At 54.0% G+C, this 26,057-nt stretch carries 26 protein-coding genes, 2 tRNA genes and 1 riboswitch; of the genes, 18 read left to right on the top strand and 10 right to left on the bottom strand.

Going from position 1 to position 26,057, the window contains the following annotated elements:
• Window positions 1-67 precede the first annotated feature (67 nt).
• The gene (locus tag ACQG0S_RS07795) at window positions 68-568 is read right to left on the bottom strand and encodes a DedA family protein (RefSeq protein WP_048965876.1); all 501 of its coding nucleotides are present in this window, start codon (window positions 566-568) and stop codon (window positions 68-70) included.
• Window positions 569-726: 158 nt separating this feature from the next.
• A riboswitch (M-box (ykoK) riboswitch) is annotated at window positions 727-896 on the top strand.
• A gap of 60 nt (window positions 897-956) precedes the next feature.
• Here ACQG0S_RS07795 and ACQG0S_RS07790 point away from each other — a divergent pair.
• Window positions 957-1,958, top strand: a complete 1,002-nt coding sequence (locus tag ACQG0S_RS07790) for a magnesium transporter (protein ID WP_023299757.1) — start codon at window positions 957-959, stop codon at window positions 1,956-1,958.
• A gap of 42 nt (window positions 1,959-2,000) precedes the next feature.
• Here ACQG0S_RS07790 and ACQG0S_RS07785 read toward each other — a convergent pair.
• A tRNA-Ser gene (locus tag ACQG0S_RS07785) sits at window positions 2,001-2,088 on the bottom strand.
• A gap of 277 nt (window positions 2,089-2,365) precedes the next feature.
• Between ACQG0S_RS07785 and ACQG0S_RS07780 the strand changes: the two genes are divergently transcribed.
• Window positions 2,366-3,217, top strand: a complete 852-nt coding sequence (locus ACQG0S_RS07780) for a hypothetical protein (RefSeq protein WP_023299756.1) — start codon at window positions 2,366-2,368, stop codon at window positions 3,215-3,217.
• A 17-nt stretch (window positions 3,218-3,234) separates the two neighbouring features.
• Window positions 3,235-3,762: a helix-turn-helix domain-containing protein gene (locus tag ACQG0S_RS07775; RefSeq protein ID WP_023305829.1), complete on the top strand. Its 528-nt coding sequence runs from the start codon at window positions 3,235-3,237 to the stop codon at window positions 3,760-3,762.
• A 37-nt stretch (window positions 3,763-3,799) separates the two neighbouring features.
• Here the strand turns inward: ACQG0S_RS07775 and ACQG0S_RS07770 are convergent, their stop codons facing one another.
• Window positions 3,800-5,407: a mechanosensitive ion channel family protein gene (locus ACQG0S_RS07770; protein ID WP_048965531.1), complete on the bottom strand. Its 1,608-nt coding sequence runs from the start codon at window positions 5,405-5,407 to the stop codon at window positions 3,800-3,802.
• A gap of 173 nt (window positions 5,408-5,580) precedes the next feature.
• Here ACQG0S_RS07770 and ACQG0S_RS07765 point away from each other — a divergent pair, with 173 nt between their 5' ends.
• The 3 genes from ACQG0S_RS07765 to ACQG0S_RS07755 are packed head-to-tail and all read left to right on the top strand — an operon-like array spanning window position 5,581 to window position 8,449.
• Complete coding sequence (locus ACQG0S_RS07765) at window positions 5,581-6,588, top strand: ABC transporter substrate-binding protein (RefSeq protein ID WP_048965530.1); 1,008 nt, start codon at window positions 5,581-5,583, stop codon at window positions 6,586-6,588.
• Window positions 6,585-7,616 (top strand): FecCD family ABC transporter permease, encoded by a 1,032-nt coding sequence (locus tag ACQG0S_RS07760; protein ID WP_038415793.1) that lies wholly within the window; start codon window positions 6,585-6,587, stop codon window positions 7,614-7,616. The genes ACQG0S_RS07765 and ACQG0S_RS07760 overlap by 4 nt, the downstream gene beginning before the upstream one ends.
• Window positions 7,613-8,449: an ABC transporter ATP-binding protein gene (locus ACQG0S_RS07755; RefSeq protein WP_237764894.1), complete on the top strand. Its 837-nt coding sequence runs from the start codon at window positions 7,613-7,615 to the stop codon at window positions 8,447-8,449. Before ACQG0S_RS07760 ends, ACQG0S_RS07755 begins: the two co-directional genes overlap by 4 nt.
• On the opposite strand, the gene ACQG0S_RS07750 is transcribed toward ACQG0S_RS07755, so the two are convergent.
• Together ACQG0S_RS07750 and ACQG0S_RS07745 are read right to left on the bottom strand one after the other, a co-directional pair.
• Window positions 8,436-8,523 (bottom strand) — tRNA-Ser (locus ACQG0S_RS07750). The two genes, ACQG0S_RS07755 and ACQG0S_RS07750, sit on opposite strands and share 14 nt — an antisense overlap.
• Before the next feature lie 144 nt (window positions 8,524-8,667).
• Window positions 8,668-10,296: an ABC transporter substrate-binding protein gene (locus tag ACQG0S_RS07745; protein ID WP_038415792.1), complete on the bottom strand. Its 1,629-nt coding sequence runs from the start codon at window positions 10,294-10,296 to the stop codon at window positions 8,668-8,670.
• 270 nt (window positions 10,297-10,566) lie between these two features.
• On the opposite strand from ACQG0S_RS07745, the gene yccA reads away from it, so the two are divergent.
• Window positions 10,567-11,226 carry an FtsH protease modulator YccA gene (gene yccA / locus ACQG0S_RS07740; RefSeq protein WP_003858127.1) on the top strand — a complete coding sequence of 220 codons (660 nt, stop codon included), beginning with the start codon at window positions 10,567-10,569 and terminating at the stop codon, window positions 11,224-11,226.
• Window positions 11,227-11,314: 88 nt separating this feature from the next.
• Entirely contained in the window at window positions 11,315-11,644 is a 330-nt protein-coding gene (tusE, locus tag ACQG0S_RS07735) for a sulfurtransferase TusE (protein ID WP_003858129.1), read from the top strand.
• On the opposite strand, the gene yccX is transcribed toward tusE, so the two are convergent.
• Complete coding sequence (gene yccX, locus ACQG0S_RS07730) at window positions 11,641-11,922, bottom strand: acylphosphatase (RefSeq protein ID WP_003858131.1); 282 nt, start codon at window positions 11,920-11,922, stop codon at window positions 11,641-11,643. The genes tusE and yccX overlap by 4 nt on opposite strands.
• A 93-nt stretch (window positions 11,923-12,015) precedes the next feature.
• Between yccX and rlmI the strand changes: the two genes are divergently transcribed.
• Both rlmI and hspQ read left to right on the top strand, forming a co-directional pair.
• Window positions 12,016-13,206: a 23S rRNA (cytosine(1962)-C(5))-methyltransferase RlmI gene (gene rlmI / locus ACQG0S_RS07725; protein ID WP_063137578.1), complete on the top strand. Its 1,191-nt coding sequence runs from the start codon at window positions 12,016-12,018 to the stop codon at window positions 13,204-13,206.
• Between the two features lie 60 nt (window positions 13,207-13,266).
• Window positions 13,267-13,584, top strand: a complete 318-nt coding sequence (gene hspQ / locus ACQG0S_RS07720; RefSeq protein WP_003858136.1) for a heat shock protein HspQ — start codon at window positions 13,267-13,269, stop codon at window positions 13,582-13,584.
• A 32-nt stretch (window positions 13,585-13,616) separates the two neighbouring features.
• Here hspQ and ACQG0S_RS07715 read toward each other — a convergent pair whose 3' ends face one another.
• Complete coding sequence (locus tag ACQG0S_RS07715; protein ID WP_006809337.1) at window positions 13,617-14,030, bottom strand: CoA-binding protein; 414 nt, start codon at window positions 14,028-14,030, stop codon at window positions 13,617-13,619.
• A gap of 171 nt (window positions 14,031-14,201) precedes the next feature.
• Here ACQG0S_RS07715 and csgI point away from each other — a divergent pair, with 171 nt between their 5' ends.
• Entirely contained in the window at window positions 14,202-14,864 is a 663-nt protein-coding gene (gene csgI / locus ACQG0S_RS07710; RefSeq protein ID WP_045308867.1) for a curli synthesis inhibitor, read from the top strand.
• Window positions 14,865-14,944: 80 nt separating this feature from the next.
• Window positions 14,945-15,403: a methylglyoxal synthase gene (gene mgsA / locus ACQG0S_RS07705; protein WP_003858146.1), complete on the top strand. Its 459-nt coding sequence runs from the start codon at window positions 14,945-14,947 to the stop codon at window positions 15,401-15,403.
• Between the two features lie 53 nt (window positions 15,404-15,456).
• On the opposite strand, the gene helD is transcribed toward mgsA, so the two are convergent.
• Window positions 15,457-17,511 carry a DNA helicase IV gene (helD, locus tag ACQG0S_RS07700; protein ID WP_048965560.1) on the bottom strand — a complete coding sequence of 685 codons (2,055 nt, stop codon included), beginning with the start codon at window positions 17,509-17,511 and terminating at the stop codon, window positions 15,457-15,459.
• Between the two features lie 122 nt (window positions 17,512-17,633).
• Between helD and ACQG0S_RS07695 the strand changes: the two genes are divergently transcribed.
• Together ACQG0S_RS07695 and yccS are read left to right on the top strand one after the other, a co-directional pair.
• Window positions 17,634-18,080 carry a YccF domain-containing protein gene (locus ACQG0S_RS07695; RefSeq protein ID WP_022647660.1) on the top strand — a complete coding sequence of 149 codons (447 nt, stop codon included), beginning with the start codon at window positions 17,634-17,636 and terminating at the stop codon, window positions 18,078-18,080.
• Window positions 18,081-18,098: 18 nt separating this feature from the next.
• Window positions 18,099-20,261, top strand: coding sequence for a YccS family putative transporter (yccS, locus tag ACQG0S_RS07690; RefSeq protein WP_023299744.1), 2,163 nt, complete (start codon window positions 18,099-18,101; stop codon window positions 20,259-20,261).
• On the opposite strand, the gene ACQG0S_RS07685 is transcribed toward yccS, so the two are convergent.
• Window positions 20,218-20,844, bottom strand: coding sequence for a TfoX/Sxy family DNA transformation protein (locus tag ACQG0S_RS07685; protein ID WP_023299743.1), 627 nt, complete (start codon window positions 20,842-20,844; stop codon window positions 20,218-20,220). The two genes, yccS and ACQG0S_RS07685, sit on opposite strands and share 44 nt — an antisense overlap.
• A 217-nt stretch (window positions 20,845-21,061) precedes the next feature.
• Here ACQG0S_RS07685 and sulA point away from each other — a divergent pair, with 217 nt between their 5' ends.
• Together sulA and ompA are read left to right on the top strand one after the other, a co-directional pair.
• Window positions 21,062-21,571 (top strand): SOS-induced cell division inhibitor SulA, encoded by a 510-nt coding sequence (sulA, locus tag ACQG0S_RS07680; RefSeq protein WP_032610196.1) that lies wholly within the window; start codon window positions 21,062-21,064, stop codon window positions 21,569-21,571.
• 356 nt (window positions 21,572-21,927) lie between these two features.
• Window positions 21,928-22,980 (top strand): porin OmpA, encoded by a 1,053-nt coding sequence (gene ompA, locus ACQG0S_RS07675; protein ID WP_017694761.1) that lies wholly within the window; start codon window positions 21,928-21,930, stop codon window positions 22,978-22,980.
• 65 nt (window positions 22,981-23,045) lie between these two features.
• Here ompA and matP read toward each other — a convergent pair whose 3' ends face one another.
• Window positions 23,046-23,498 (bottom strand): macrodomain Ter protein MatP, encoded by a 453-nt coding sequence (gene matP, locus ACQG0S_RS07670; protein ID WP_006809347.1) that lies wholly within the window; start codon window positions 23,496-23,498, stop codon window positions 23,046-23,048.
• Between the two features lie 186 nt (window positions 23,499-23,684).
• On the opposite strand from matP, the gene ACQG0S_RS07665 reads away from it, so the two are divergent.
• Together ACQG0S_RS07665 and fabA are read left to right on the top strand one after the other, a co-directional pair.
• The gene (locus tag ACQG0S_RS07665; protein ID WP_023305819.1) at window positions 23,685-25,445 is read left to right on the top strand and encodes an AAA family ATPase; all 1,761 of its coding nucleotides are present in this window, start codon (window positions 23,685-23,687) and stop codon (window positions 25,443-25,445) included.
• A gap of 68 nt (window positions 25,446-25,513) precedes the next feature.
• Window positions 25,514-26,032, top strand: a complete 519-nt coding sequence (gene fabA, locus ACQG0S_RS07660) for a bifunctional 3-hydroxydecanoyl-ACP dehydratase/trans-2-decenoyl-ACP isomerase (RefSeq protein ID WP_000227926.1) — start codon at window positions 25,514-25,516, stop codon at window positions 26,030-26,032.
• The last annotated feature ends 25 nt before the right edge of the window (window positions 26,033-26,057 follow it).

Below are 26,057 nucleotides of genomic sequence, written 5' to 3'. Positions count from 1 at the left end.
TGTGACAGATTCGTGACAGGTTTTTCGGGAAGCATTTCTCAAACTGATGAATACGTGACTCGCTGATTCAGAGGCTGATGCCGGTGACGATGCCGACATACAGCGCCGCCCATGCGCAGGCTGAAAGCAGGCTGATGGCGTAAACCTTTATCGCGCTCAGCCTGAGCATGCCCGCCGCCAGCGGCACGATATAGCGCAGTACCGCCAGGAAACGCGAGGTGAACAACACCAGCAGGCCATTTTTATGCAGCTGGTGCTGTACCCGCAAAAACTTCCCGGCATGTTTTGCCGTGAAGCGTGACACTCGCCGGGTATGCCCCATCAGCTGGCCGATATGGTAATTCAGCACCGATCCTGCCGTAGCGCCCATCACCACCGCCAGCCACGTCAGCGCCGGATGCATACTCGACTGGCTGACGGCAATCCCCGCCAGCAGCATGATCGATGCGGGCGGGAGCAAGGAAGAGATCAGTACCGTTGATTTACTCAGTGCCATAACAACGAGCAACGCGAAGAGATGCGTTGGATAATGCGCAAAATGATCCAGCAGCGTGTCCAGCCATGCCATTTTACTCTCCCCGGTAACATCAGAATTCCCCATTAGAAGTGAAAATAGTTAAATAAAACGTCAACATTCATTCAATAATATTCATTTAAACCATACTTAAACATTATTTAAATTCCTCAGCAGCCATTTTAAATCAGCGTATTATCCCTCACGTTTTACAACGATCTCGTTATGGCGAGGCTCCTGTACAAATACACGTTATCGCTCTGGTGGGTTCGAGAGAACCGGCACAGGGTAAAACAGGCACTGTCGAATCAAGGCTTTGCCAGTATAACTTCCCTTACGGGATACGGTGTACAGTGCTGAACCCAGGACGTGGGGATCTCCTTTCCGACATGCCCTGTCTTGCTCGCCCCTGAGAGATTTTATTATTCAAAGGGAAGTTACAATGTCTTACGCTATTCACAACCATAATCTGGCTTTTAACGACAGCGCCATCGCGCAATATATGAATACCGATTTTATCGTTATTGATATTTCATTATGCGTAGCTCTGGCACGCGAGCAGTTCTTTGAAAAATTAAAAGATGATGATATTCCGTCACATATTTTTATCGAAGACAACGGTCGCCTCGCGGGTTTGATTGCCGTACGTAAATTATTGCAGGCCACGGATACCGTACAGCCCGTTAAGGGGCTGATGATATCGGATTTTATCCAGCTTAAACCGGAAGATGAGCGGGCGGATGTCGCCGGGTTGCTGGCGCACGCAGGTGCGGATGTCGTACCGGTGGTGACCCACGGCAAGCTGGTGGGCTGCCTTACCGAGCGTGAAATCGCCCATCTGCTGGAAGATGACGTTACTGAAGATGCCCAGCTTCAGGGGGCAACGCTGCCGCTGGAGAAGCCCTATCTGGAAACCAGCGCCTTTAGCCTGTGGAAGAAACGCTCCGTCTGGCTGCTGCTGCTGTTTGTCGCGGAAGCGTATACCAGCTCGGTGATCCAGCATTTTGAAGAGGCGCTGGAATCCGCCATTGCGCTGGCGTTCTTTATTCCGCTGCTGATTGGCACCGGCGGAAACAGCGGGACGCAGATTACCTCGACGCTGGTGCGCGCCATGGCGCTGGGTGAAGTCCACCTTCGCGACGTGGGTCGCGTGCTGCGCAAAGAGATGAGCACCTCGTTAATGATTGCCGCCACGCTGGGCCTGGCGGGCTGCGTTCGTGCCTGGATGATGGGCATTGGGATGGAAATCACGCTTATCGTCAGCCTGACGCTGGTCTGCATTACGCTGTGGAGCGCCATTGTCTCATCGGTGATCCCGATGGTATTGAAACGTTGCAAAATCGACCCGGCGGTCGTTTCCGCGCCGTTTATCGCCACGCTGATCGACGGTACCGGGCTCATTATCTACTTCAAAATCGCACAGTATACGCTTGGGCTGGAATAACGAAAAAACCCTGCGATATTGCTATCGCAGGGTTTTCGAATTTGGCGGAAGCGTAGAGATTCGAACTCTAGAACCCTTTCGGGTCGCCGGTTTTCAAGACCGGTGCCTTCAACCGCTCGGCCACGCTTCCAAAGTGAGGCGCACTATAAACATCTCTGAGCATGATGTAAAGCAGGAAATTGCATTACGTTGAGCTTCTTGCGTCATTCCCTTCCGCTCCGATCACTTCTTCGTCATCGGCTGGCTAAAATGTAAACATTTATTTTTACATCACATAAACTTATTAGAATGAAAGTTTGTGATCTAGACTCTTTTTCATACACCGCAGCTTATCCGTGCAACATTACCACCTCAATATGCCCTTGTAAGACCCTATTCACGCAGGTCACTGCGATAAGAGATTTTCCATGAAATTATTCGATACCGATAACTACAGACTTATTCTCTGGCGTAAATTTCTGCCGTGGCTGATCCAGAACGGTGCGCAAAAAAACAACCCGCATGACTATTTTCTGGTGTACTTAAAAGATGCCGACAATACGCGTTATATTCTGAAGAAGCACGAAAGCAGCAACGTTGTGCTCTGCCCGATGCATAAAAGCGAAGATGTCAGTATGAGCGTGGAAGATATCAGCGAAATGCAGGCTGAAATCATTCACTATAAGCGCAATGGGTTTCAGGCTTACAAAGGCATTATCCCGTTTGCCTTTGACCATTATACGAAAATCATCACCTTAAAAACGGCCCTGGCTCGTCTGAAAGGGCGCTGTATTTCTGGCCTGAAATCTGATTCAGAAACCATCAGCCGGGACCGTTACAACTTGCTCAGGCTGCTGGTGACCGACTACGTCAACCAGCGCCCTTCGCGCGTTTCGTCTGGTTTCACCCAGCGGGAAGTGATCGCCATGCTTTACGGCACACTTTGGTATAAACATATCAAAAATGAGTCGTTTAGCAGAAAAATCGCGCTCTTACTTGAGTCGCTCGTGATCACGGGCGATCTCAGCGAAGAGGGTAAGGTGTACTACGTGCAGGGCCAGGCTATTACCACCATGGTCGAGTATGAAAAAGAGGACCAGCGGGTAACGCATCAGCAAAAAATGCAGAAAAAAATTACGCGTTTTATGTTTGCGATAACGCTATCTACGCTGCTGATTATTCTGGTTCTGCTGTCGATGGCCGGGGTCGTCGACCTCGCCGCTGTCTGGCAGAAAATACTACAGATTAAGCCTCTTAGATTTTTAATGAATTTTATCTAAAACCCTGCCCATTAATTATGAATTTTATTTTTATCAGCGATAACTATTACCTTTGCCACGGTGTCTCAAGCTCACTGACATCTACCCATTTGATTCGCGATGAGGAGGATATTCACCATCTTTATGAGGTCGATCCCGAGCTGGATTTTATCATTGCGATTGAACAGGATAAGTTACGCAATAAAACCATTCAGCAGGTCAAAAAAGTCAAGCGTGATTACATAGTCCTGATGCATGAGATAGAAGCCAACAGCGCGGTGAGAATTGATAATATTATCTATTCGTCGATGCATTTTACTGCTCACCCTTTTCAGCAGCTGATGCGTTTTTATCGGGCGCTCAGGACACACTCCTTTACCCGACGCGAATATGACGTGCTAAAGCTTTTCCATATGGAAAATCATGAAATCGCGAAAAAGCTGCAACTGTCACAAAAAACGACCAGCACCTACCGCGTGAGGATCCTCGAGAAATTGAATATGCGTTCAAAAAACATTCTGGCGATGACCCGTATAAAATCGGCGATTGTCGATCAGAAACTGTGATCTTTTGCCTTACCTCGAGAAAACCGGGGCCTCAGGTTTAGCCCTGAGGGGGTTTGGCGGGCGCGGTATACCAGTTCTCTTTGGCAACCATTACGCTGCCCTCTGGCTGCATAACAAAATTCGGAGACATGATCTGCACGTTAAATTCGTTAAACACATCCTGTATCTGGCTATGCAGTTCATTGCGGGCAACCGCGAGGGACTGGTCGGGCAGCAGACGAACCTGCAACTCGTAGGCGATATACCAGTCCATTAACCCTAACTGGCGCACCAGCGGCGGCTCAGAAAGATCAATCCCTTTTGCCCGTTTCGCGGCCAGCTCCAGCATGGCATGCACCTGACGCCATGGGGTGTCATAACCGATAGTGACGCTGACCGTCAGATTGAGTCTGCCATCGGGCTGTAGCGCGCTAAGGTTGGTGATCTTACCGCTCACCACCACCGCATTGGGCACGGTAACGACATAATTTTCCCGGGTAATAATTTTGGTCGCCAGCATGCCTATTTCACTGACCTTACCTTCGTTATCCGCCACCCGAATGACATCGCCTTTACGCAGTGCGCGGGAGTAAATCAGGACCAGACCGCTCATGGCATGGTTCATCACCCCTGCCGAACCCAGCGTTAACATCAGGCCGAAGAAGACGCTAATACCTTTAAACGCCAGTGAGTTTGCGCCGGGCAGAAACGGCCAGGCAGCGGAGAGAGCAAATAGCCAGACGGCGACGGAAATGAGCTTACGGGTTGCCCCCACGGTTTCCGGATGTACGCCGGGAAGTTGCAGACGACCAGCCTCCACCTGATTCAGCACCATCCTCAGAAGCTTCAGAATAAAAGCGGTAATGAGGAAAATGATCAGAACAATCGTCAGCCCCGGCAAAGCCGAGACAATCGCCAGGGCAATTTGCTGCACCACGCGAAGCGACCAGTCTCCCAGCGACGTGCCCCACACCCGCGTCCACGGAAACAGACTGAATGCCCAGCTCAGCCAGACGTAAAAGCCGATTAAACCCAACAGGAACATCAGCAAGGCGTAAAGCCGAATCTCAATGGCGCCAATGTACCGCCGCCAGCTTTGCGGCACCCGGCTGCGATTCTCCACAATACGCAGACGGTAGACGCGTCGAAACCAGCGCCAGGATCGCCAGGCGCCATAGCAGAGCAGCAAAAGCGCCAGCAGGCCAGCGGCAGCTTTTACCGTCGACAGCGCCAGCCAGCCGGTATCGTATTGATCGCGCAGCGCCATTCTCTGCGCTTCCATGCGCGCCAGCACGCGCTGCGCGGCCTGATCGAGGGTGAGATCGTCCCCTTCGTCCAAATCCCCTTCCGTCAGCAGCATCACGGGCTTACCGTTCATCACGATCAGCCGCCCCTGCTGGTTATAGCGGGTCACGGGGACGATAGTGAGCGGCTCACGCACGTCCGCCTCGGTAAAATTGCGCAGGGTGTTGCGGATGCGTAAAACGCGCTCCTCCGGCGTGGTCAGGCCAAATTTCGCCTGAAGCATGACGATCGGCTGATGAAAGATATAGACCGTCCGGGCGCGCTCCTGCTCAGAAGGCGCCTGGCGGGGCTCAGCGGCATACGATGAGAAGGCGCTCAGGGAGGCAAAACAGAACGCAAACGCGAGCAGGATCTTTTTCATCCTCACTACCCCAGATCAGAAATCTTGTTGTTTTTCAGGCAACCCGCGAATGCCAGGTGGGTATGTTGAGAATAGTCCAGCCTTTCGTTTCTGCAACAAGCGACGGTGAGCGTGTTGCTCTCAATCACAATATATGTATTATGTTATAACATAACAATTTGGGATTGTGTTCTATGTTACTTAAAAAAGGGTTATTTCTGGCTTTATTGCTCTCCACGGCGCCTGCCGCTTTCTCAGCAACCTCATGGCCCCTCACGATTGAAAATTGCGGCGTAAAGCAGACCTTTGCGCAGGCTCCTCAGCGCGTCGTGACCGTGGGACAGCATGAAACAGAATTACTGCTCGCACTGGGGCTGGAGAAAAAGATCGCCGCAACGTCGGTCTGGTTCGGCAAGCTCCCGGATCCGCTGGCAGATGCCGGGAAAAATATCCCCCGGCTTGCAGATAATTCCCCCTCCTTTGAAGCCGTGGTGGGACAGAAACCTGAGCTCGTTCTCGCGCAGTATCACTGGCACATTGGTCCGCAGGGAGAAGTGGGAACCCGTGAGCAGTTTGCCTCGCTGGGGATTAATACGTGGATCTCTCCTGCCGACTGCACGGATAAAGCGGTGACGGAAAAGTCAAACGCAGACGGAGCACGCAGCGCGCCGTTTTCGCTGGCCGAAATCACACGGGAAGTGACAGATCTGGCGACGATATTTGATGTTTCCGCGCGAGGTGAGCAGCTTAATCATACGCTGACGGAACGTATCAAAAAGGCCCAGGCGCGCGTCTCAGCGAAACCGCTTCGCGTCGTATTCTGGTTCTCAAGTAGCCGTCTGAATGGCGATCCCTGGGTGGCGGGGAATTACGGCGCGCCTGGCTGGATCAGCCGCACGCTGGGGTTGAAGAACATTATTGACTCTCATGACGAATGGCCGGCTGTAACCTGGGAACATATTGCCCAGTCGCAGCCGGACGTGATTGTTATCGCCGGGATGTCCCGCAGGCTCTACCCTGCCGATGACGTTGAAGTAAAAAAAGCATTCTTGCGTAATGACCCGGTGACGAAGAACATGCCTGCGGTCAGGAACAACCACATTATTGTGGTGCCGGCAATGTCGTTAAACCCTTCATTACGTAACGTCGATGCGGTTGAGCTTATCAGCGATCGGCTGGCTTCTTTCCAGGATGAACAATGAGTCATTTCGCTTTTGACCGCCGCCAGCAAGGTTTACTGGCAGCAGGCGTCATGGCGCTGCCGCTAATGCTGGTTTTTGCCGCCAGTATCGGTGATATGCCGGTGTCGTATGCCAGTACCGGGAAAGCGATCCTCAACGGACTGGGTTTGACCTCTTATGCGTTGCCACAAACGGAGGAGGGTATCGTCTGGCAATATCGCATGAGCCGGGCAGTGATGGCCGCGTGCAGCGGCGGTGGCCTGGCGCTGTGCGGGCTGGTGTTACAGTCGATCCTGCGTAACCCTCTGGCTGAGCCTTATCTGCTGGGGATTTCCGCGGGCGCCTCGCTGGGGGCCGTCTGCGTGATGCTTCTCGGCATGGGGGGAAGCGTGATTGGCGTGAGCAGCGGTGCGTTTGTCGGCTCCTGCGCCGCCTTTGCGCTCATCATGGTGATTACAAACGGGATGAGTGAAAGCCCGTCGCGCATTTTGCTGGCCGGTATTGCGGGCACCCAGCTCTTCAACGCCATGACCGCGTACGTCGTCAGCACGTCCGCCAATGCCGAGCAGTCCCGTAGCGTCATGTTCTGGCTGATGGGGAGTCTGAGCGGCGTGCGCTGGCCTGACGCGCTGCTGGCGCTGGCCGTTACGCTTGCGGGTTTACTGGTGGTATTGCTCTTTTCCCGGGCGCTGGACACCTTCACCTTCGGGGATGAGGTCTCCACCACGCTGGGGATCCCGGTTACCGCCGTGCGTATTGTCTTATTGCTGACCTGTGCCGTTGTCACCGCCACGTTGGTGAGCGCCACAGGCGCAGTGGGGTTTGTCGGGCTGGTCATTCCCCATGTGACGCGCATGCTATGCGGGCCGGGCCATCGCCGCTCGATCCCGCTGACGTTTCTCATCGGCGCCCACTTTATGATCCTTGCCGATATCGTCTCACGCACGCTGATCGTGCACCAGGTTCTGCCCATCGGGGTGGTGACTGCGCTGGTGGGCGCCCCCGTCTTTGTGGCGTTGCTTTATCAAAACCGAAAGGAGCATCCATGAATATAACAGTGGCCGGGTTAACCGTAACCCGACAGGCGCAGACGGTGCTTAAGGATATCGATCTCGACCTGCCATCCGGGCAGATTGTCGGCCTGTTAGGGCCAAACGGCTCAGGCAAGTCCACGCTGCTGCGCTGCCTCGCCGGGCTGTTTCCACGACACAGCGAATGTGTTGCGCTTAATGGCACAACGCTTGGCTTGATGCCGCTGAAAATACGGGCGCAGCACATGGCGTTTGTCCCGCAACATGCTGAGGTCGACGGGGAACTGACCGTTGAGGATATGGTCAGGCTGGGGCGTACGCCCTACCGGAAAACATTCCAGAGAACCACGCGCGACGATGAGGCTGCGGTTGAACAGGCGATTGGCCTGATGCAGTTATGCAGCTTACGCCAGCGGCGATGGCACTCTTTGTCAGGCGGAGAACGACAGCGAAGTCAGATAGCCCGCGCGCTGGCCCAGCAGCCGCAGGTGCTGTTGCTCGATGAACCGACAAACCACCTGGACATTCAGCACCAGCTGGACCTGATGCGGCTCGTTTCACAGCTGCCGCTTACGGTGGTGGTTGCACTGCACGATCTCAATCTTGCGGCCAATTATTGCCAGCGTCTGATCCTCCTGAAGGCCGGGCAGATCGCAGCCACGGGTGCGCCCGAAGCGGTGCTGACGCCCTCGAACATCGCGGATACCTGGTGCGTAAAAGCTCAGGTCTGTAAGGCCGACGCCGGGATCACGATAAGCTATAACATGGGTAACATGGCGGAGAGCCAGAACAAAAGCAAAAACCCCTGCGATATTGCTATCGCAGGGGTTTCGAATTTGGCGGAAGCGTAGAGATTCGAACTCTAGAACCCTTTCGGGTCGCCGGTTTTCAAGACCGGTGCCTTCAACCGCTCGGCCACGCTTCCTAAGTGAGGCGAACTATAAACACCTCACCGCGCGCTGTAAAGGGTGCGCGCATTCGTTCGCTTTAAAAATAGCCAAAATGCGTTTAATCGGTTGAATAGACAACAGATTGGCCGTTTTACCAGCATAATATCCACCGCGGATCGTTAGTGCTTTTTGATGTACATATCTTTGGTGTAGTAGTAGCCAAGCTTATCCGGCGTGAAGCCCCCTACCCACGGTTTCACCAGGTGCGTGCGCACGTAGTGATAGACAGGGATCGCCGGCACATCGCGCCCCAGCAGATCTTCTGCCTGCTGGTAGAACTTACCGCGCTCCTCCGCCGTTTTCGCCTTCGCCGCATTCACCAGAGCCAGATCGTATTCCGGATTGCTGTACTGAGTGGTGTTTTGGCTGTCACCGGTACGGAAGTTATTCAGGAAGGTTGCGGCGTCATCGTAATCAGCGATCCAGGCGTAGCGCACCGCGTCAAAGTTATGGGTGTGCATGGTATCAAGCATGGTTTTCCACTCCTGGTTTTGCAGCTTCGCCTCTACGCCGAGGTTCTTCTTCCACATCGAGCTGGCGGCAATCGCAATACGCTGGTGCGATTCCGAGGTGTTATAGAGGAGATTAAAGCTGAGCGGATGGCTGTCGTTAAATCCGGCTTCGGCCAGCAGTTTTTTCGCCTCGGCAATGCGTTTATCCATCGGCCAGCTGGCGTAATCAGGGTTCTGTAACTTGACGCCGCCAATATCCGGCTGGCTGATGAGCCATGCCGGGCGTTGCCCCTGCCCTAAAACTTTCCCGGCGATAATATCTTTATCCAGCGCCAGATTCAGCGCCTTACGCACGCGGGCGTCGCTGAACGGCGGCCGGGTGGTGTTGAATTCGTAATAATAGGTGGCAAGCTGCGGCGATACGTCCAGCTCGTTCCCCAGCGTTTTCTTCAGCTGAGCAAACTGGTTGATCGGCACCGTGTAGGCGATGTCGATTTCGCCCGCTTTGTAGCGGTTGACGTCAGCGGCTTCGGAGGAAATGGGCAGATAGGTCACCTTGTTGATGACGGTATGTTCGTTATCCCAGTATTTCGGGTTTCGCACCGCCACAATGCGTTCGTTCACCACCCACTGTGACAGTTTATAGGCCCCGCTGCTGACGAAGTGCTCCGGTTTGGTCCACTTATCACCGAAACGACCTACCAGGACTTTATCTATCGGCACCAGAGACGGGTGAGCCAGCATCGCCAGGAAAGCAGCATTTGGCTGGGTGAGCGTAACTTCCAGCGTGGTGTCATTGATGGCTTTCACGCCCAGCGACTCGGGTGCTTTTTTGCCTTCTGCGATATCAGTGCCGTTGACGATACGCATACTGCCGGGATAGCTGGCATACGGAGAGACGGTTTTCGGGTCGACCAGTCGCTGCCAGCTCCAGACAATATCTTCCGCGGTGATGGGGGTGCCATCGCTCCAGGTTATGCCCGGGCGCAGATGGAAAGTCCAGACGGTGTTATCTTTATTTTCCCATTTCTCCGCCAGGCGCGGCTGAATTTCACCTGCCGGAGAGACGCTGACCAGCCCGTCGAATAAATCGCTGATAATATTGAATTCGACATCGCTTTCGACTTTATGCGGGTCGAGCGAGGCGGGTTCACTGCCGTTGTTCCTGACCAGTTCCTGCTTATCTGCCAGCTGGGTTCCTGCTGGCACGTTAGCCGCCCAGGTTGCCGTGCTGGCGCACAGGACCCCTGCGGTTAACAAAGAGAGCGTAAAGTGCATGCGTGTTTGTGGTTTCATTTCCTTCGCCTTATTGTCTGTTTTTATGACGATCCGGAAATAACTCTTAGCGGCCTTAGGGAAATAACGCAATATTTTTCAGTGACCTATAAGAGGTTGATCTGAATACGCCTTGCATACCGCACTTCATTCTGAGTACAAAGGCTTTACCAGAATAAAAAACCAGCATAATCCCTAAGGGGCTGAGTAAAGATGGGTAAAACCACTTTGCGTCTGCCGCGCCGTTTCCTATTCTTTGCGCTAATTACATCTGTCATAAGAGAGTGACTCATGGATCGTATAATTACTTCTTCACGCGACCGCACATCGCTACTCAGCACCCATAAGGTGCTGCGCAATACCTATTTCATGCTCAGCCTGACGCTGGCGTTTTCGGCGATCACCGCGACGGCCAGCACCGTACTGATGCTGCCTTCTCCGGGCCTGATCCTGACGCTGGTGGGTATGTATGGTCTGATGTTCCTGACCTATAAAACCGCGGATAAACCGGTGGGTATTCTCTCCGCTTTCGCCTTCACCGGCTTCCTGGGCTACATCCTGGGGCCAATCCTGAACGCCTATCTGTCTGCCGGAATGGGCGACGTGATTGGTATGGCGCTGGGCGGTACCGCGCTGGTGTTTTTCTGCTGCTCGGCCTACGTGCTGACCACCCGTAAGGACATGTCCTTCCTCGGCGGTATGCTGATGGCGGGTATCGTGATTGTGCTGGTCGGTATGCTGGCGAACATCTTCCTGCAATTGCCTGCTCTGCATCTGGCAATCAGCGCGGTGTTTATCCTGATTTCATCCGGCGCAATCCTGTATGAAACCAGCAACATCATTCACGGCGGTGAGACGAACTATATCCGCGCCACCGTGAGCCTGTATGTGTCGCTGTACAATATTTTTGTCAGCCTGCTGAGTATCCTGGGCTTCGCCAGCCGCGATTAACTCACCGTGCTGTGAACAAAGCCCCGCTTATGCGGGGCTTTGTTTTTTTGGTAGACTGAGGCGGTTTTTGACTAACGCGTGAATGAATATGTTGAGTTTTGAAGGCAAAGAGATCGAAACCGATAATGACGGTTATCTGAAAGAGAGCAGCCAGTGGAGCGAAGCGCTGGCGGAGAAAATTGCGGAAAACGAAGGAATTACCCTCTCCCCGGAACACTGGGAAGTGGTGCGCTTTGTGCGCGAATTCTACCTCGAATTCAACACCTCTCCGGCTATCCGCATGCTGGTCAAAGCCATGGCGAATAAATTTGGCGAAGAGAAAGGCAACAGCCGTTATCTGTATCGCCTGTTTCCGAAAGGCCCGGCTAAACAGGCGACAAAAATTGCCGGCCTGCCAAAGCCGGTAAAATGCATTTAATAGCGAATACTGAAGTCAGCGTATTCCCGGCCGGGTTGATGCGGTTCCGTTAGCACCTTATCAACCCGCGCGCTGCGCGGTCCGCCCGCTTTCAGCCACGCCACCAGCTTCTCTACCCGATCCGCCTCACCGCAGGCCACAACCTCCACGCTGCCATCATCCATGTTACGCGCATACCCCGTCAGTCCGAGCTGAAGGGCTTCGCGCTGGGTGCTGTAGCGGAATCCGACGCCCTGTACAAGGCCATGGACCCAGGCAATGGTGCATACATTTGACATCATCCTTCTCCTTATCCGACTGGCGCGTTGCATTTCCTCGCTGAAGTCGGGAAAATGGCGGCCATTTCATTGGAATCGACAGAATAGCAAATTATGAGTGTACGTTTAGTGTTAGCCAAAGGGCGCGAGAAGTCATTACTGCGCCGCCATCCCTGGGTCTTTTCCGGCGCGGTTGCCCGCATGGAAGGTAAAGCCAGCCTCGGTGAAACCATCGATATTGTTGACCATCAGGGGAAATGGTTAGCACGCGGCGCATACTCGCCTGCATCTCAGATCCGCGCGCGCGTCTGGACGTTCGATAAAGAAGAAGCCATCGAAATCGACTTCTTTGTCCGTCGTCTGCAACAGGCGCAGCAGTGGCGCGCGTGGCTGGCAAAGCGTGACGGGCTGGACAGCTATCGTCTGATTGCCGGTGAATCCGACGGGCTGCCGGGCGTGACCATTGACCGCTTCGGCAATTTCCTGGTGTTGCAGCTGCTGAGCGCCGGGGCGGAATACCAGCGTGCTGCGCTAATTAGCGCCCTGCAAACCCTGTTCCCGGAATGTGCCATTTACGACCGCAGCGACGTGGCGGTACGTAAAAAAGAGGGCATGGAGCTGACCCAGGGCCCGGTCACCGGCGAACTGCCGCCTGCCCTGCTGCCTATCGAGGAGCACGGCATGAAGTTGCTGGTGGATATCCAGGGCGGCCATAAGACCGGTTATTACCTCGACCAGCGTGACAGCCGTCTGGCAACGCGCCAGTACGTTGCCGATAAGCGCGTGCTGAACTGCTTCTCCTATACCGGCGGCTTTGCGGTCTCTGCCCTGATGGGCGGCTGTGCCCAGGTTGTGAGCGTCGACACCTCACAGGAAGCGCTGGATGTGGCGAAACAGAACGTTGAGCTGAACAAGCTGGATCTGAGCAAAGCGGAGTTTGTGCGCGACGACGTGTTCAAACTGCTGCGTAAATACCGCGACCAGGGCGAGAAATTTGACGTTATCGTGATGGACCCGCCGAAGTTTGTAGAAAATAAAAGCCAGCTGATGGGCGCCTGCCGTGGCTATAAAGACATCAACATGCTGGCGATCCAGCTGCTGAACCCGGGCGGCGTTCTGCTGACGTTCTCCTGCTCTGGCCTGATGACGACAGATTTATTCCAAAAAATCATCGCCGATGCCGCAATAGATGCGGGTCGTGATGTACAATTTATAGAGCAGTTCCGTCAGGCCGCCGATCACCCGGTGATCGCTACCTACCCGGAAGGGCTGTATCTGAAAGGGTTTGCCTGTCGCGTCATGTAACTTGAAAAGAGAAATATTGCCCGCACATAGTGTGTATGTAATGTTTCCCGGGAGGTGACTATGATTGCCAGCAAATTCGGTATCGGCCAGCAGGTCCGCCACACCTTGCTTGGATATTTGGGTGTGGTCGTGGATATCGACCCGGAGTATTCCCTTGATGAACCGTCAGCAGACGATCTGGCCGTTGACGCAGAGCTTCGCGCCGCGCCCTGGTATCATGTGGTTATGGAGGGCGACGATGGTCAGCCTGTCCATACCTATCTTGCCGAAGCGCAGCTGAGTGGTGAACTACAGGATGAGCATCCGGAACAACCCACTATGGACGAGCTTGCTCAGACCATCCGCAAACAGTTACAGGCGCCAAGACTGCGTAACTAAAGGTGTAAAAAAGCCCGTCAAGCGGGCTTTTTTTATTTTGCCAGCCCCAGACGGGGGATGTCGATTGCCGGACAGCGATCCATCACCACCTTCAGCCCGGCATCGCGTGCCAGCACGGCCGCCTGCTCATTAATCACGCCCAGCTGCATCCACAGCGTTTTCGCGCCGATGGCAATCGCCTCCTGCGCCACGCCCCAGGCCGCCTCTGAATTACGGAAAACGTCCACCATATCCACCTTTTCCGGCACGTCCGCGAGCGTCGCATAGCCCTGCTGACCCAGCAGCGTTTTCCCCGCCACCTTCGGCGAGACCGGGATCACGTGATATCCCTGGTCCAGAAGGTATTTCATGACCCGATAGCTTGGGCGATCCGGTTTATCGCTCGCGCCGACCAGCGCGATAGTGCGCGTGGACGTCAGAATCTCGACAATGTCGTTCTCTTTCATGCTGTTCCTCCTGGTTTTTTTCAAAGTGTACGTCAAAGCAGACATCTCAACCACGCATCCCATACAGAAGTATGAGGGCAAAACGGCAGAATATGTCTATATGTTAGTAAACGTGTTTATCGAAAAATTTTGATACATTCTTACCAGGTAGTTTGTCTACAGGAGTCTGCTATGAAAACCGGCATTGCCTGGGCTGTGGTTGCGTTAATCATGCCGGTTTGTGTTTTCGCAACCACCCTCAGACTCTCAACCGACATTGACCTGCTGGTGCTGGACGGGAAAAAAGTCTCCAGCTCCCTGCTGCGGGGCGCAGACAGCATCGAGCTGGATAATGGCCCGCATCAGGTGGTTTTTCGGGTTGAAAAGACGATTCGCCTCGCCGACAACGAACAGCAGGTGTACATTTCGCCTCCGCTGGTGGTCAGCTTTAATACCCAACGCATCAGCCAGGTCAATTTTCGTCTCCCGCACTTTGAGACAGAAAAAGAGTCACTGGCATTTGATGCCTCACCGCGCATTGAGCTGGTGGACGGGGATTCTATGCCCATCCCGGTAAAGCTGGATATCCTGGCGCTGACAAAAAGGCCAAAAGGAACAGATTACGAAGCGGACACGGAGATCTATAACAGAGCCAGCAGGCGCGCCTCCCTGCCCCAGTTCGCCACCATGATGGCGGATGACAGTACCCTGCTTTCGGGCGTATCGGAGCTGGATGTACTCCCTCCTCAGTCGCAGACTCTTACTGAGCAACGCCTCAAATTCTGGTTCCAGAATGCCGATCCGGACACGCGCGCCCGTTTTCTGCAATGGGCGAAACGACAACCTTCGTCGTAAGCCACATTTTTTCGTCCTTTCTCTTGCAGCATCAGTCAGTTCCCGTCATCGTGTAGCGAGGTAACCTCACGGATAAGATTATGGAACTGACAACACGCACACTTCCGGCGCGCAAGCACATTGCTCTGGTTGCGCACGATCACTGTAAACAAATGCTGCTTAACTGGGTTCGTCGCCATCAGCCTCTTTTACAGCATCATGCCCTTTCTGCCACGGGAACAACCGGCAACCTGATCCACCGCGAAACTGGTCTGGAAGTGAATGCCATGCTGAGCGGCCCGATGGGGGGTGACCAGCAGGTCGGCGCTCAGATTTCGGAAGGTAAAATTGACGTTCTGATATTCTTCTGGGATCCGCTGAACGCGGTTCCGCATGATCCGGACGTTAAAGCGCTGCTGCGTCTGGCGACGGTATGGAACATTCCGGTAGCCACCAATCTTTCAACGGCAGATTTCATCATTGAATCGCCGCAGTTTAACGATCCGGTGGAGATTTTGATCCCGGATTATCAGCGTTATCTTGCGGAGAGACTGAAGTAGTTTTTTGCCCGGTGGCGCTGCGCTTACCGGGCCTACAGAATTTGCCCGGCGCGTTACGGCTTTCTCGCCACCGGCACGTCAATACTTTTCAAAATATCGACAAACACCGACGGCTCCTCTTTGTTGAACAAGAGCCACACGCGATGGCGCGCGCGGGTTATCGCCACGTACAGTAAGCGCCGCTCCTCTGCATCCGGGAAATCTTCCGGAACAGGCAATAACGCCTCTTCCATCACGGATTCCCGCGCCGGTGCCGGGAAACCGTCGCTCCCCTCTTTCAGCCCCACCACAATTACGTAGTCGGCCTGCTGCCCTTTACTGGCGTGAATGGTCATAAAATCGAGCTGTAGTTTTGGCCAGCGCGTTGCCGCTTTTTCCAGCGCCGTCGGCTTGAGGTGGTGATAACGCGCCAGGACCATAATCCGTTCATCCGGTTTCGCATAGCCGCTCAGTTTATCCAGCAGCGGTTCCAGCTGATCGTCCGCCAGCAGCGTGACGGCCTTTTTATCCCCCGACGTCAGGCTGTTAAGCGGCTTCGACAGCTGATGCGGGTTCTGCTGAATAAAACGGTTGGCAATTTCACCAATCCGCGAGTTGAAGCGGTAGGTGGTGTCCAGATCGCTGCGATCGCCTTCCCCAAAATAGTGATGGAAGGCCGTCGTGAGGGAAAGTTGCGCCCCGCTGAAGCGGTAGATAGCCTGCCAGTCATCGCCCACGGCAAACAGCGACGTATGTTTATTCTGCGCCCGCAGCGCCGAAAGCAGCGCAGCGCGCTGCGGCGAAATATCCTGAAACTCATCCACCAGAATGTGTTTCCACGGACTGACGAAGCGCCCTTTCTCCAGAATGATAATGGCCTGATGGATTAGCCCGGAAAAATCGACCGCGTTTTCGTCTTTCAGCGCGGTTTTCCACGCTTTCAGCATCGGCGCCATCAGTTTAACCCGCTTAGAAAACACGGCGCGGATCGCTTCCGGTGCGCTTTCTATCATCTCCGCCTGAGAGCCGCCGTGCATGCGCATCAGGCTTACCCACCGGTCGAGACGAGAGCCCAGCCGGCGCGCCAGCTTTTCATCCTGCCAGAAGCTGCCCTCCGGCACCTCCCAGTTGAGTTCCTCTTCAAGCCACTGACGCCAACCTTTCGCCTGCGCCTTTTTTTCACTGCACTGCTGACGCCATGCCTTGATAAACAGCGCCTGGCGAGCCTGAGCATCATTCTCCAGCTTGCTGACAACAGGGACTTTTTTGCTGCCCTGTTGAATAATGTGTAAAGCGAGGGAGTGGAACGTGCGCGCCGAGATATCCTGGGTATGCAAACGCGCCTGAATGCGCTCATCCATCTCCTGCGCCGCCTTGCGACCAAAAGCCAGCAGCAAAATCTGGTCGGCAACTGCCTCGCCCGTTGTCAGAAGCCAGCCCGCGCGCGCCACCAGCACCGACGTTTTGCCGCTCCCTGCGCCTGCCAGCACCAGTAAAGAGTGCTCGCCATTCACCACTGCGCGCGCCTGGGCAGGATTGAGAGGCGATGATTCCACCGTACTGAAGAAATCGGCATATTGCGTAAGCATCGCCTCAGTCCAGGTCTGGTTATGCGCCAGACGGCTTTTCTCGATATCGCTAAGCCAGGCCTGACACTTCCGCCACGCATCGCGACAGTTATCAAATTCCTCAAGCCGCGCCACCGGTAAAGGCAATGCCGTCAGCGCCTGGGTGATTTTTTGCTGAAGCCCGGCGGTTTGCTGGCGCGTCAGCCACTTCTGCTGCGTATTGCTTAGCGCGATATCGTCCAGCACCTGATGCAGCACCTGTGCGGCAATCACGCTCATCTCCTGGCTCCACTGGTGCCAGCGCGTGTTCAGATGATGGTGGAAGCGTTGTGTTTCCGCCCACTCGGTCCCGTGGAGTCGCACCACTTTCTCTGCCGGTAAAACGAACTCCAGCTCCCCCCATACCAGCCCTCGTTTACAGTGAATGGCCAGTAGCTGATTAAACGGAATAAGGTATTCGTGGCGTTCACCGGAGACTTTCACTCCCGCATTAAGAAGCACAACCTTGTCGTAAGGGTGCTGCGCCAGGCGTTTGCCCATTGAAGTTGCTTTCAGTTCCATATCCTGCCGGATCCACGAGGTCATAATTTGTCAGACAGTTTAACTGCCAGTTTTAAGGTGCTCCAGCCCAAAAAAACGTTACAATCACCGGGCGTTAATCATATCGAAGGAAATGAGGGTTTATGCGTACCGTTCTGAATGTGTTGAATTTTGTCCTTGGCGGTTTTGCCACCACCCTTTCCTGGCTTTTTGCCACCCTGGTGAGCATCGTGCTTATCTTCACCCTTCCGCTGACGCGCTCCTGCTGGGAAATCACCAAACTGTCCCTCGTTCCTTATGGAAATGAAGCCGTGCACGTGGATGAACTGGAGCCGGAAAGAAAAAATGCCCTGATGAATACCGGCGGCACGCTGCTGAATATTTTATGGCTAATCTTCTTTGGCTGGTGGCTGTGTCTGATGCATATCTTCGCCGGTATCGCCCAGTGCATTACGATTATTGGCATTCCGGTTGGCCTCGCTAATTTCAAAATTGCCACCATCGCCCTGTGGCCGGTAGGACGCCGAGTTGTTCCGGTCGAAGTCGCGCAAGCCGCGCGTGAAGCCAATGCCCGTCGTCGTTTTCAGTAATAAGGACTGGCCGCTCTCATGCTAAGCCCCCTGCTTCGTCGCTATACATGGAACAGTAACTGGCTGTATAACGTCAGGATATTTATCGCCCTCTGCGGCACCGTCGCTCTGCCGTGGTGGCTGAATGATGTGAAGCTCACCATCCCCCTCACGCTTGGGGTGGTGGCCGGCGCGCTGGCGGATCTCGACGACCGCCTGGCCGGTCGTTTGCGTAATCTGGTCATCACGCTGGTCTGCTTCTTTATTGCTTCCGCCTCCGTTGAGCTGCTTTTCCCGTGGCCCTGGCTGTTTGCCTTAGGGCTGACGGTGTCCACCAGCGGCTTCATTTTGCTCGGCGGCCTCGGGCAACGCTATGCCACTATCGCGTTTGGCGCCCTGCTGATTGCCATTTACACCATGCTGGGCGTCTCTCTTTACGATCAGTGGTATCAGCAACCGGTCCTGCTGCTATTGGGCGCTATCTGGTATAACCTGCTGACCTTAACCGGGCATCTTATTTTTCCGGTTCGTGCCTTACAGGACAACATTGCCCGCAGTTACGAACAGCTGGCCCACTATCTGGAGCTGAAATCCCGGCTGTTTGATCCGGATATCGAAGAGGACAGCCAGGCGCCCTTGTACGATCTGGCGCTGGCAAATGGCCAACTGGTCGCCACGCTGAATCAGACCAAAGCGTCTCTGCTCACCCGTCTGCGCGGCGATCGCGGTCAGCGCGGTACCCGGCGCACCCTGCACTACTACTTTGTTGCCCAGGATATTCACGAGCGCGCCAGCTCCTCGCATGTGCAATACGCTGACCTGCGCGAGAAATTCCGCTACAGCGACGTGATGTTCCGTTTCCAGCGTCTGCTGTCGATGCAGTCTCAGGCCTGCCAGCAACTTGCGCGCTCAATACTGCTGCGCACGCCCTATCAGCACGATCCTCGCTTTGAACGCGCATTCAGCCACCTGGATGCGGCGCTCGATCGCGTTCAGGCCAGTGGAACTTCGCCGGAACAGTTCAAAGCCCTGGGATTCCTGCTCAACAACCTGAGAGCCATCGATGCTCAACTCGCAACCATTGAGTCTGAACAGGCGATGGCGATGCCGGGCAATGACGCTGACAACCAGCTTGCCGACGACAGTCTCAACGGTTTCAGCGATATATGGCTGCGCCTGAGCCGGCATTTTACGCCGGAATCCGCCCTCTTTCGCCATGCGGTAAGGATGTCGTTGGTACTGTGCGTCGGCTACGCGTTTATCCAGATAACAGGATTGCACCACGGCTACTGGATCCTGCTGACCAGCCTGTTTGTCTGCCAGCCGAACTATAACGCTACCCGCCATCGGCTCGCGCTGCGTATTGTCGGGACATTAGTCGGGGTCGCCATCGGGCTGCCGGTGCTCTATTTTGTGCCTTCAGTAGAAGGGCAACTGATCCTGATTGTGATTACCGGGGTACTGTTCTTCGCCTTCCGCAATGTGCAGTATGCCCACGCCACGATGTTCATCACGCTGCTGGTTCTGCTCTGCTTCAATCTGCTGGGTGAAGGCTTTGAAGTGGCCCTCCCCCGCGTGATCGACACGCTTATCGGCTGCGCCATAGCCTGGGCGGCGGTGAGCTTTATCTGGCCTGACTGGCGTTTCCGAAATTTACCGCGCGTGTCCGACAGAGCAATGAACGCCAACTGCCGCTATCTGGACGCCATACTTGAGCAATACCATCAGGGTCGCGATAACCGTCTGGCCTATCGGATTGCTCGTCGCGATGCGCATAACACTGATGCAGAGCTGGCTTCCGTTGTCTCGAATATGTCAACTGAGCCGCGCGCCACGGCAGAAATCCGGGAGACAGCCTTCCGCCTGCTGTGTCTGAACCACACGTTCACCAGCTATATCTCTACCCTTGGCGCCCACCGAGAGAAACTGACGAATCCGGGCATCCTGGCACTGCTGGACGATGCCGTTTGCTACGTTGATGATGCGCTTCATCATCAACCTGCGGATGAGCCACGGGTTCACCAGGCACTGGATGAACTGGTGCAACGTATCGCACACCTTGATCCAGGCACCGACAACAAAGCTCCGCTGGTCCTTCAGCAAATTGGCCTGCTTATCGCTTTGCTGCCGGAAATTTGTCGGCTGCGACAGCAGATCGCTACCTGGCGGAATGATGGCCCTGCGACTCAGGCAGCGCATTAAACCACTCCGTAAGCTCCCGGCGAATATCCGCCGGGAGTGCCGCTTCATGTAACCCTTCAATCGCGCCTTCAAGCGCGAACAATACCCGGATACTCAGCGCTTTATTCTTAGAGCGCATTTTCAGCCAGCTCGTCTTCGCCCCCAACTGTCGTAGCGTCTCTTCATTAGTAATGCCCGCCTCCATAAGCAGGACCTCAATCTGAAAGGTCAGGTTCGGCAGATCTTTAAGCCGGTTACGCTGATGGCGCTGGTAGCGCTCTTTCCTGGCGGCATCGAGCGCAAACGAGGAGAGCTGAAGCAGTTTTTCCCTGTTTTGCCACAGACCTTCATCCACACGGTAGTAATTAAGCAGCACAGGACGTCCTCGTTTCATCAGGGTCAGAAAAGAAGAGGCGTTTTTTACACAGTATTTTGCACTTTGCTCACAGGCGCGAAGGTAAAGCTCACCGTCAGACACCATCGCGAACACCGCTTCATCCACGGCCAGGGTATAACCGCCAAACAGGGCGCGATGATGAATTTCGCCCAGCGGAGAGAGGTATTCTTGAGATTGATAAATCCGATCATAAGATATCTTTTTCATGATAATTCCATTAAAAATCATACAGTAACAACGATATTTCTTACTAACGGATCCGTTAGCAGGAAAATAGGCAACTTATTGCCGTTGGGCAAGATGATTTTTTCAGGTTCACCAGGAATGGATGAAATTTGCGAGTCGCTTTCCGAAAATGAGGTTGATCTTTATGCATACAGGGGTTACTGTATATCCATACAGTAACTACAGGGCTGGAATGAATATGTACACTTCAGGCTATGCAAATCACTTAACACCTTCTACTTCTGCCGCAGGCAATGCTGCGCAGAATTCTATCGGGCGTGAATCGACAGGGCTTATCAGTGAAGTGGTTTACCGTGAAGACCAGCCGCTGTTGACACAACTCTTACTCCTGCCGCTTTTGCAGCAGCTCGGGCAACAGTCTCGCTGGCAGCTCTGGCTGACGCCACAGCAAAAATTAAGTCGCGAATGGGTTCAGTCGGCTGGGCTGCCGTTAGCGAAGGTGATGCAGATTAATCAACTCTCCCCTTGCGATACGGTCGAGTCGATGGTCCGGGCATTACGTACCGGGAACTATAGCGTCGTGATTGGGTGGTTGCCTGAGGATCTGTCGCAAGAGGAACATTTGCGTCTGACTGAAGCGGCTGAAGAAGGTAACGCGATGGGTTTCATCATGCGGCCAGTTCGTGGAGATTCCTATCGCAGAGGACAACATCCCGGGCTAAAAATTCACTCAAATGTGTACCATTGAGTCATTTTAAGAGTTTTCCTGGAATTTTTTTCGACCGCAGTATGCAAAAAAAGTTCAACGCGCCAAAACTGCGGCAAGGCTTGTCTGACGCGGTTCTCGTTAATTTTACTGCACAAAATTCGTTCAAAAATTGTTAAATATTAGGTATACGGAACTTTTTTTTTCATATGCCTGACGGACTTCACACTTGTAAGTTTTCAGCTACGTTGTAGACTTTACATCGCCAGGGGTGCTCGGCCTAAGCCGAAGATATCGGTAGGTTTATATTTGACCACGCCCCCCGGTGAAGGATTTAACCGTGATTCCTCCGATGGAGATATTCATGGCAAATTTTGGATGATAACGAGGCGCAAAAAATGAAAAAGACAGCTATCGCGATTGCAGTGGCACTGGCTGGCTTCGCTACCGTAGCGCAGGCCGCTCCGAAAGATAATACCTGGTATGCAGGTGGTAAACTGGGCTGGTCTCAGTTCCATGACACCGGTTGGTACAACAGCAGCCTGAACAACGATGGCCCTACTCACGAGAGCCAGCTGGGTGCAGGTGCGTTCGGTGGCTATCAGGTTAACCCGTATGTTGGCTTTGAAATGGGTTACGACTGGTTAGGTCGTATGCCTTACAAAGGCGACAACGTAAATGGCGCTTTCAAAGCTCAAGGCGTACAGCTGACCGCTAAACTGGGTTACCCAGTAACTGACGATCTGGACGTGTACACCCGTCTGGGCGGCATGGTATGGCGTGCAGACTCCAGCAACAGCATCGCTGGTGACGACCACGACACTGGTGTTTCCCCAGTATTCGCTGGTGGCGTTGAGTGGGCAATGACCCGTGACATCGCTACCCGTCTGGAATACCAGTGGGTTAACAACATCGGTGACGGTGCTACCGTTGGTGTTCGTCCAGACAACGGCATGCTGAGCGTTGGTGTTTCTTACCGTTTCGGTCAGCAGGAAGATGCGCCAGTCGTAGCTCCAGCTCCGGCTCCAGCGCCAGAAGTACAGACCAAGCACTTCACTCTGAAGTCTGACGTTCTGTTCAACTTCAACAAAGCTACCCTGAAACCAGAAGGTCAGCAGGCACTGGATCAGCTGTACACCCAGCTGAGCAACCTGGATCCTAAAGACGGTTCTGTAGTGGTTCTGGGCTTCACCGACCGTATCGGTTCTGACGCTTACAACCAGGGTCTGTCTGAGAAACGTGCTCAGTCTGTAGTTGATTACCTGGTATCTAAAGGTATCCCAGCTAACAAGATCTCCCCACGTGGTATGGGCGAATCTAACCCAGTTACCGGTTCTACCTGTGACAACGTGAAACCACGCGCTGCACTGATCGACTGCCTGGCACCAGATCGTCGCGTAGAGATCGAAGTTAAAGGTATCAAAGACGTTGTAACTCAGCCTGCGGCATAAGTTATCGTCTTATAAAAAAACCCCGCCATGCGGGGTTTTTTATTATCTGAAGAAAAGTAAAAAGCTTATTTTTTACCTAACAGTGCCTGTAGATCGTTTTTCAACGTCGACATCTGGCTGGCATACTTCTCTTTGTGCTCGGCATCTTCAATCAGCTGCACCACCGTTTCCGACAGGGTTTTCCCGCGCCGTTGCGCAAGCCCGGCCAGACGCTGCCAGACCATGAATTCCAGGTCGATGGATTTCTTACGGGTGTGCTGATGCTCGGCATTGAAATGCCGTTTACGACGAGCACGGATAGTTTGCTTCATCCGGTTTAACAAGGCCGGATTAATGTGTTTCTCAATCCAGCCGTTGACCTGTACCGGTTCGTTTTCGAGGGTCAGCAACATATCCACAGCTTCTTGTGCCGCGCTGGCTTCGATGTAGCAGGTGATCAGCTCCCCTTCACGGTGCTTTTTGACCAGGTACTTCCATTTCCAGCCGCTTTCGAGGTTTTCCAGTTGTTGATATTTCATTGCGATCTCAGTGTTACCGTGTAACTCTGTTCAGAATATCAGTTTTTTGGCAATCTGCTGAAAAGAAATCATATCCTGTGAAACGTCGCAGGCGATCCGCATGACGAAAACCCGAATCCTGATTGGGCAGAGTGCGCCGCTTACGGTATACTCCACGGTTTTACTTCTGACTAAAAAACATCAACTTTGACCATTACGAAACTTGCATGGCGTGACCTGGTTCCGGATACCGAGAGCTATCAGGAGCTGTTTGCACAGCCAGACCTCACAAAAGAACACAAATTCATACTTAGCGAGACACAACCGCGTTTGCATTACGCGCTGGAGCAGATGTCATCCCCATGGGCTACATCTCCTTTCATGCTGCTCAAAGCCCCGGAAGAAGCCGAGTATCTGACGCTTCTCGGTGATGCCATGCGCCAGTTGCAGCCAAAAACGAATGCCGTTTTTGGTGGTCAGTATCATATTGCCGGACGCGACGTGACATTCGAACCTGCCACGCAGGCAGATGGACTGTTCGCTGCAAAAGGCGAGGTGATCACCGCCAACTGGGTGGAAGCAGAACAGTTGTTCGGCTGCCTTCGTCAGTTCAATGGCGATGTTTCACTGCAACCCGGGCTGGTACACCGCGCGAATGGCGGCGTATTGCTCATCTCCCTTCGCACACTGCTTGCGCAGCCGCTGCTGTGGATGCGCCTGAAAACGGTGGTGACGCAGCAACGTTTTGACTGGGTAGGCTTCGACGAGTCACGTCCTCTGCCTGTTTCCATTCCGTCTATGCCGCTGTCGCTGACCGTCGTGCTGACGGGTGACCGTGAATCCCTGGCTGACTTCCAGGAAATGGAGCCAGAACTCGCGGAGCAGGCGGTTTACAGCGAATTTGAAGACAATATTCAGATTGCAGATGCCGATGACATGGCGCAGTGGTGTCAGTGGGTTATGGCCGTGGCGGAACGTTTCGCGCTGCCCTCACCTGCCGAGGATGCGTGGCCGGGCTTAATCCGAGAGGCCGTACGCTACACCGGCGATCAGGAAACCCTGCCGCTCTGTCCGCTCTGGATCGGCAAACAGCTGCGTGAAGTGGGCGTTATCAGCGGCAACGGTACGTTCAACGGTGAGCAACTGAGCCAGATGCTGGCCCAGCGTGAATGGCGCGAAGGCTATCTTGCTGACCGTATGCAGGATGAAATTCTGCTTGAACAGATTCTGGTGGAGACCGAAGGCGAACGTATCGGGCAAATCAATGCCTTGTCCGTCATCGAGTTCCCCGGGCACCCACGCGCCTTTGGTGAGCCTTCCCGTATCAGCTGTGTCGTACACATTGGTGACGGCGAATTTACCGATATCGAACGCAAGGCCGAACTGGGCGGAAACATTCATGCCAAAGGCATGATGATCATGCAGGCATTCCTGATGTCTGAACTTCAGCTCGAGCAGCAGATCCCCTTCTCTGCCTCGTTGACCTTCGAGCAGTCCTACAGTGAAGTCGACGGCGACAGCGCCTCAATGGCAGAGCTGTGCGCCGTGATCAGCGCGCTTGCAGACGTGCCGATTAACCAGAATATTGCGATTACCGGGTCCGTGGATCAGTTTGGCCGTGCCCAACCGGTGGGCGGACTGAATGAGAAAATCGAAGGCTTCTTCGCAATCTGCCAGCAGCGCGGTTTAAACGGCAAACAGGGCGTGATTATTCCGGCACCTAACGCTCGCCATTTGAGCCTGAGCCAGGCGATTCTGGATGCGGTAGAGCAGGAACAATTCACTGTCTGGGCCATCGAAGGGGTTGAGGATGCACTACCCTTACTGACAAACCTGGTCTGGGACGGCGAAGGCCAGACAACCCTGATGCAGACCATTCAGGAACGTATAGCTCAGGCGACACAGCAGGATGCTCGTCATCGTTATCCGTGGCCGTTACGCTGGTTAAGTTGGTTTAGTGCGAACTGATCGGACTTGTTCAGCGTACACGTGTTAGCTATCCTGCGTCCTTCACTAAAATAAGGCTTACTGAGAACATGGTAGATAAACGCGAATCCTATACTAAAGAAGACCTTCTTGCCTCTGGTCGCGGTGAACTGTTTGGCGCGAAAGGCCCGCAGTTACCAGCCCCAAATATGCTGATGATGGACCGTGTCGTGAAAATGACCGAAACCGGCGGCAACTTTGATAAGGGTTACGTAGAAGCAGAACTCGATATCAACCCGGACCTGTGGTTCTTCGGTTGCCACTTTATTGGCGATCCGGTAATGCCTGGCTGCCTGGGCCTCGATGCTATGTGGCAGCTGGTTGGCTTCTATCTGGGCTGGCTTGGCGGTGAAGGCAAAGGCCGTGCGCTGGGCGTAGGCGAAGTGAAATTCACCGGTCAGGTTCTGCCTACCGCGAAGAAAGTCACCTACCGTATCCATTTCAAACGCATCGTTAACCGCCGTCTGATTATGGGCCTGGCGGACGGTGAAGTGCTGGTTGATGGTCGTCTGATCTATACCGCGAACGACCTGAAAGTGGGTCTGTTCCAGGATACCTCCGCTTTCTGATAACGGCTTTTAGCCCCTTCCAGAA

Origin of the sequence: Enterobacter cloacae complex sp. 418I7 (genome assembly GCF_050030705.1) — a bacterium.
GTDB classification, from domain to species: Bacteria; Pseudomonadota; Gammaproteobacteria; order Enterobacterales; family Enterobacteriaceae; genus Enterobacter; species Enterobacter intestinihominis.
This window is presented reverse-complemented; position numbering and strand designations above follow the sequence as displayed.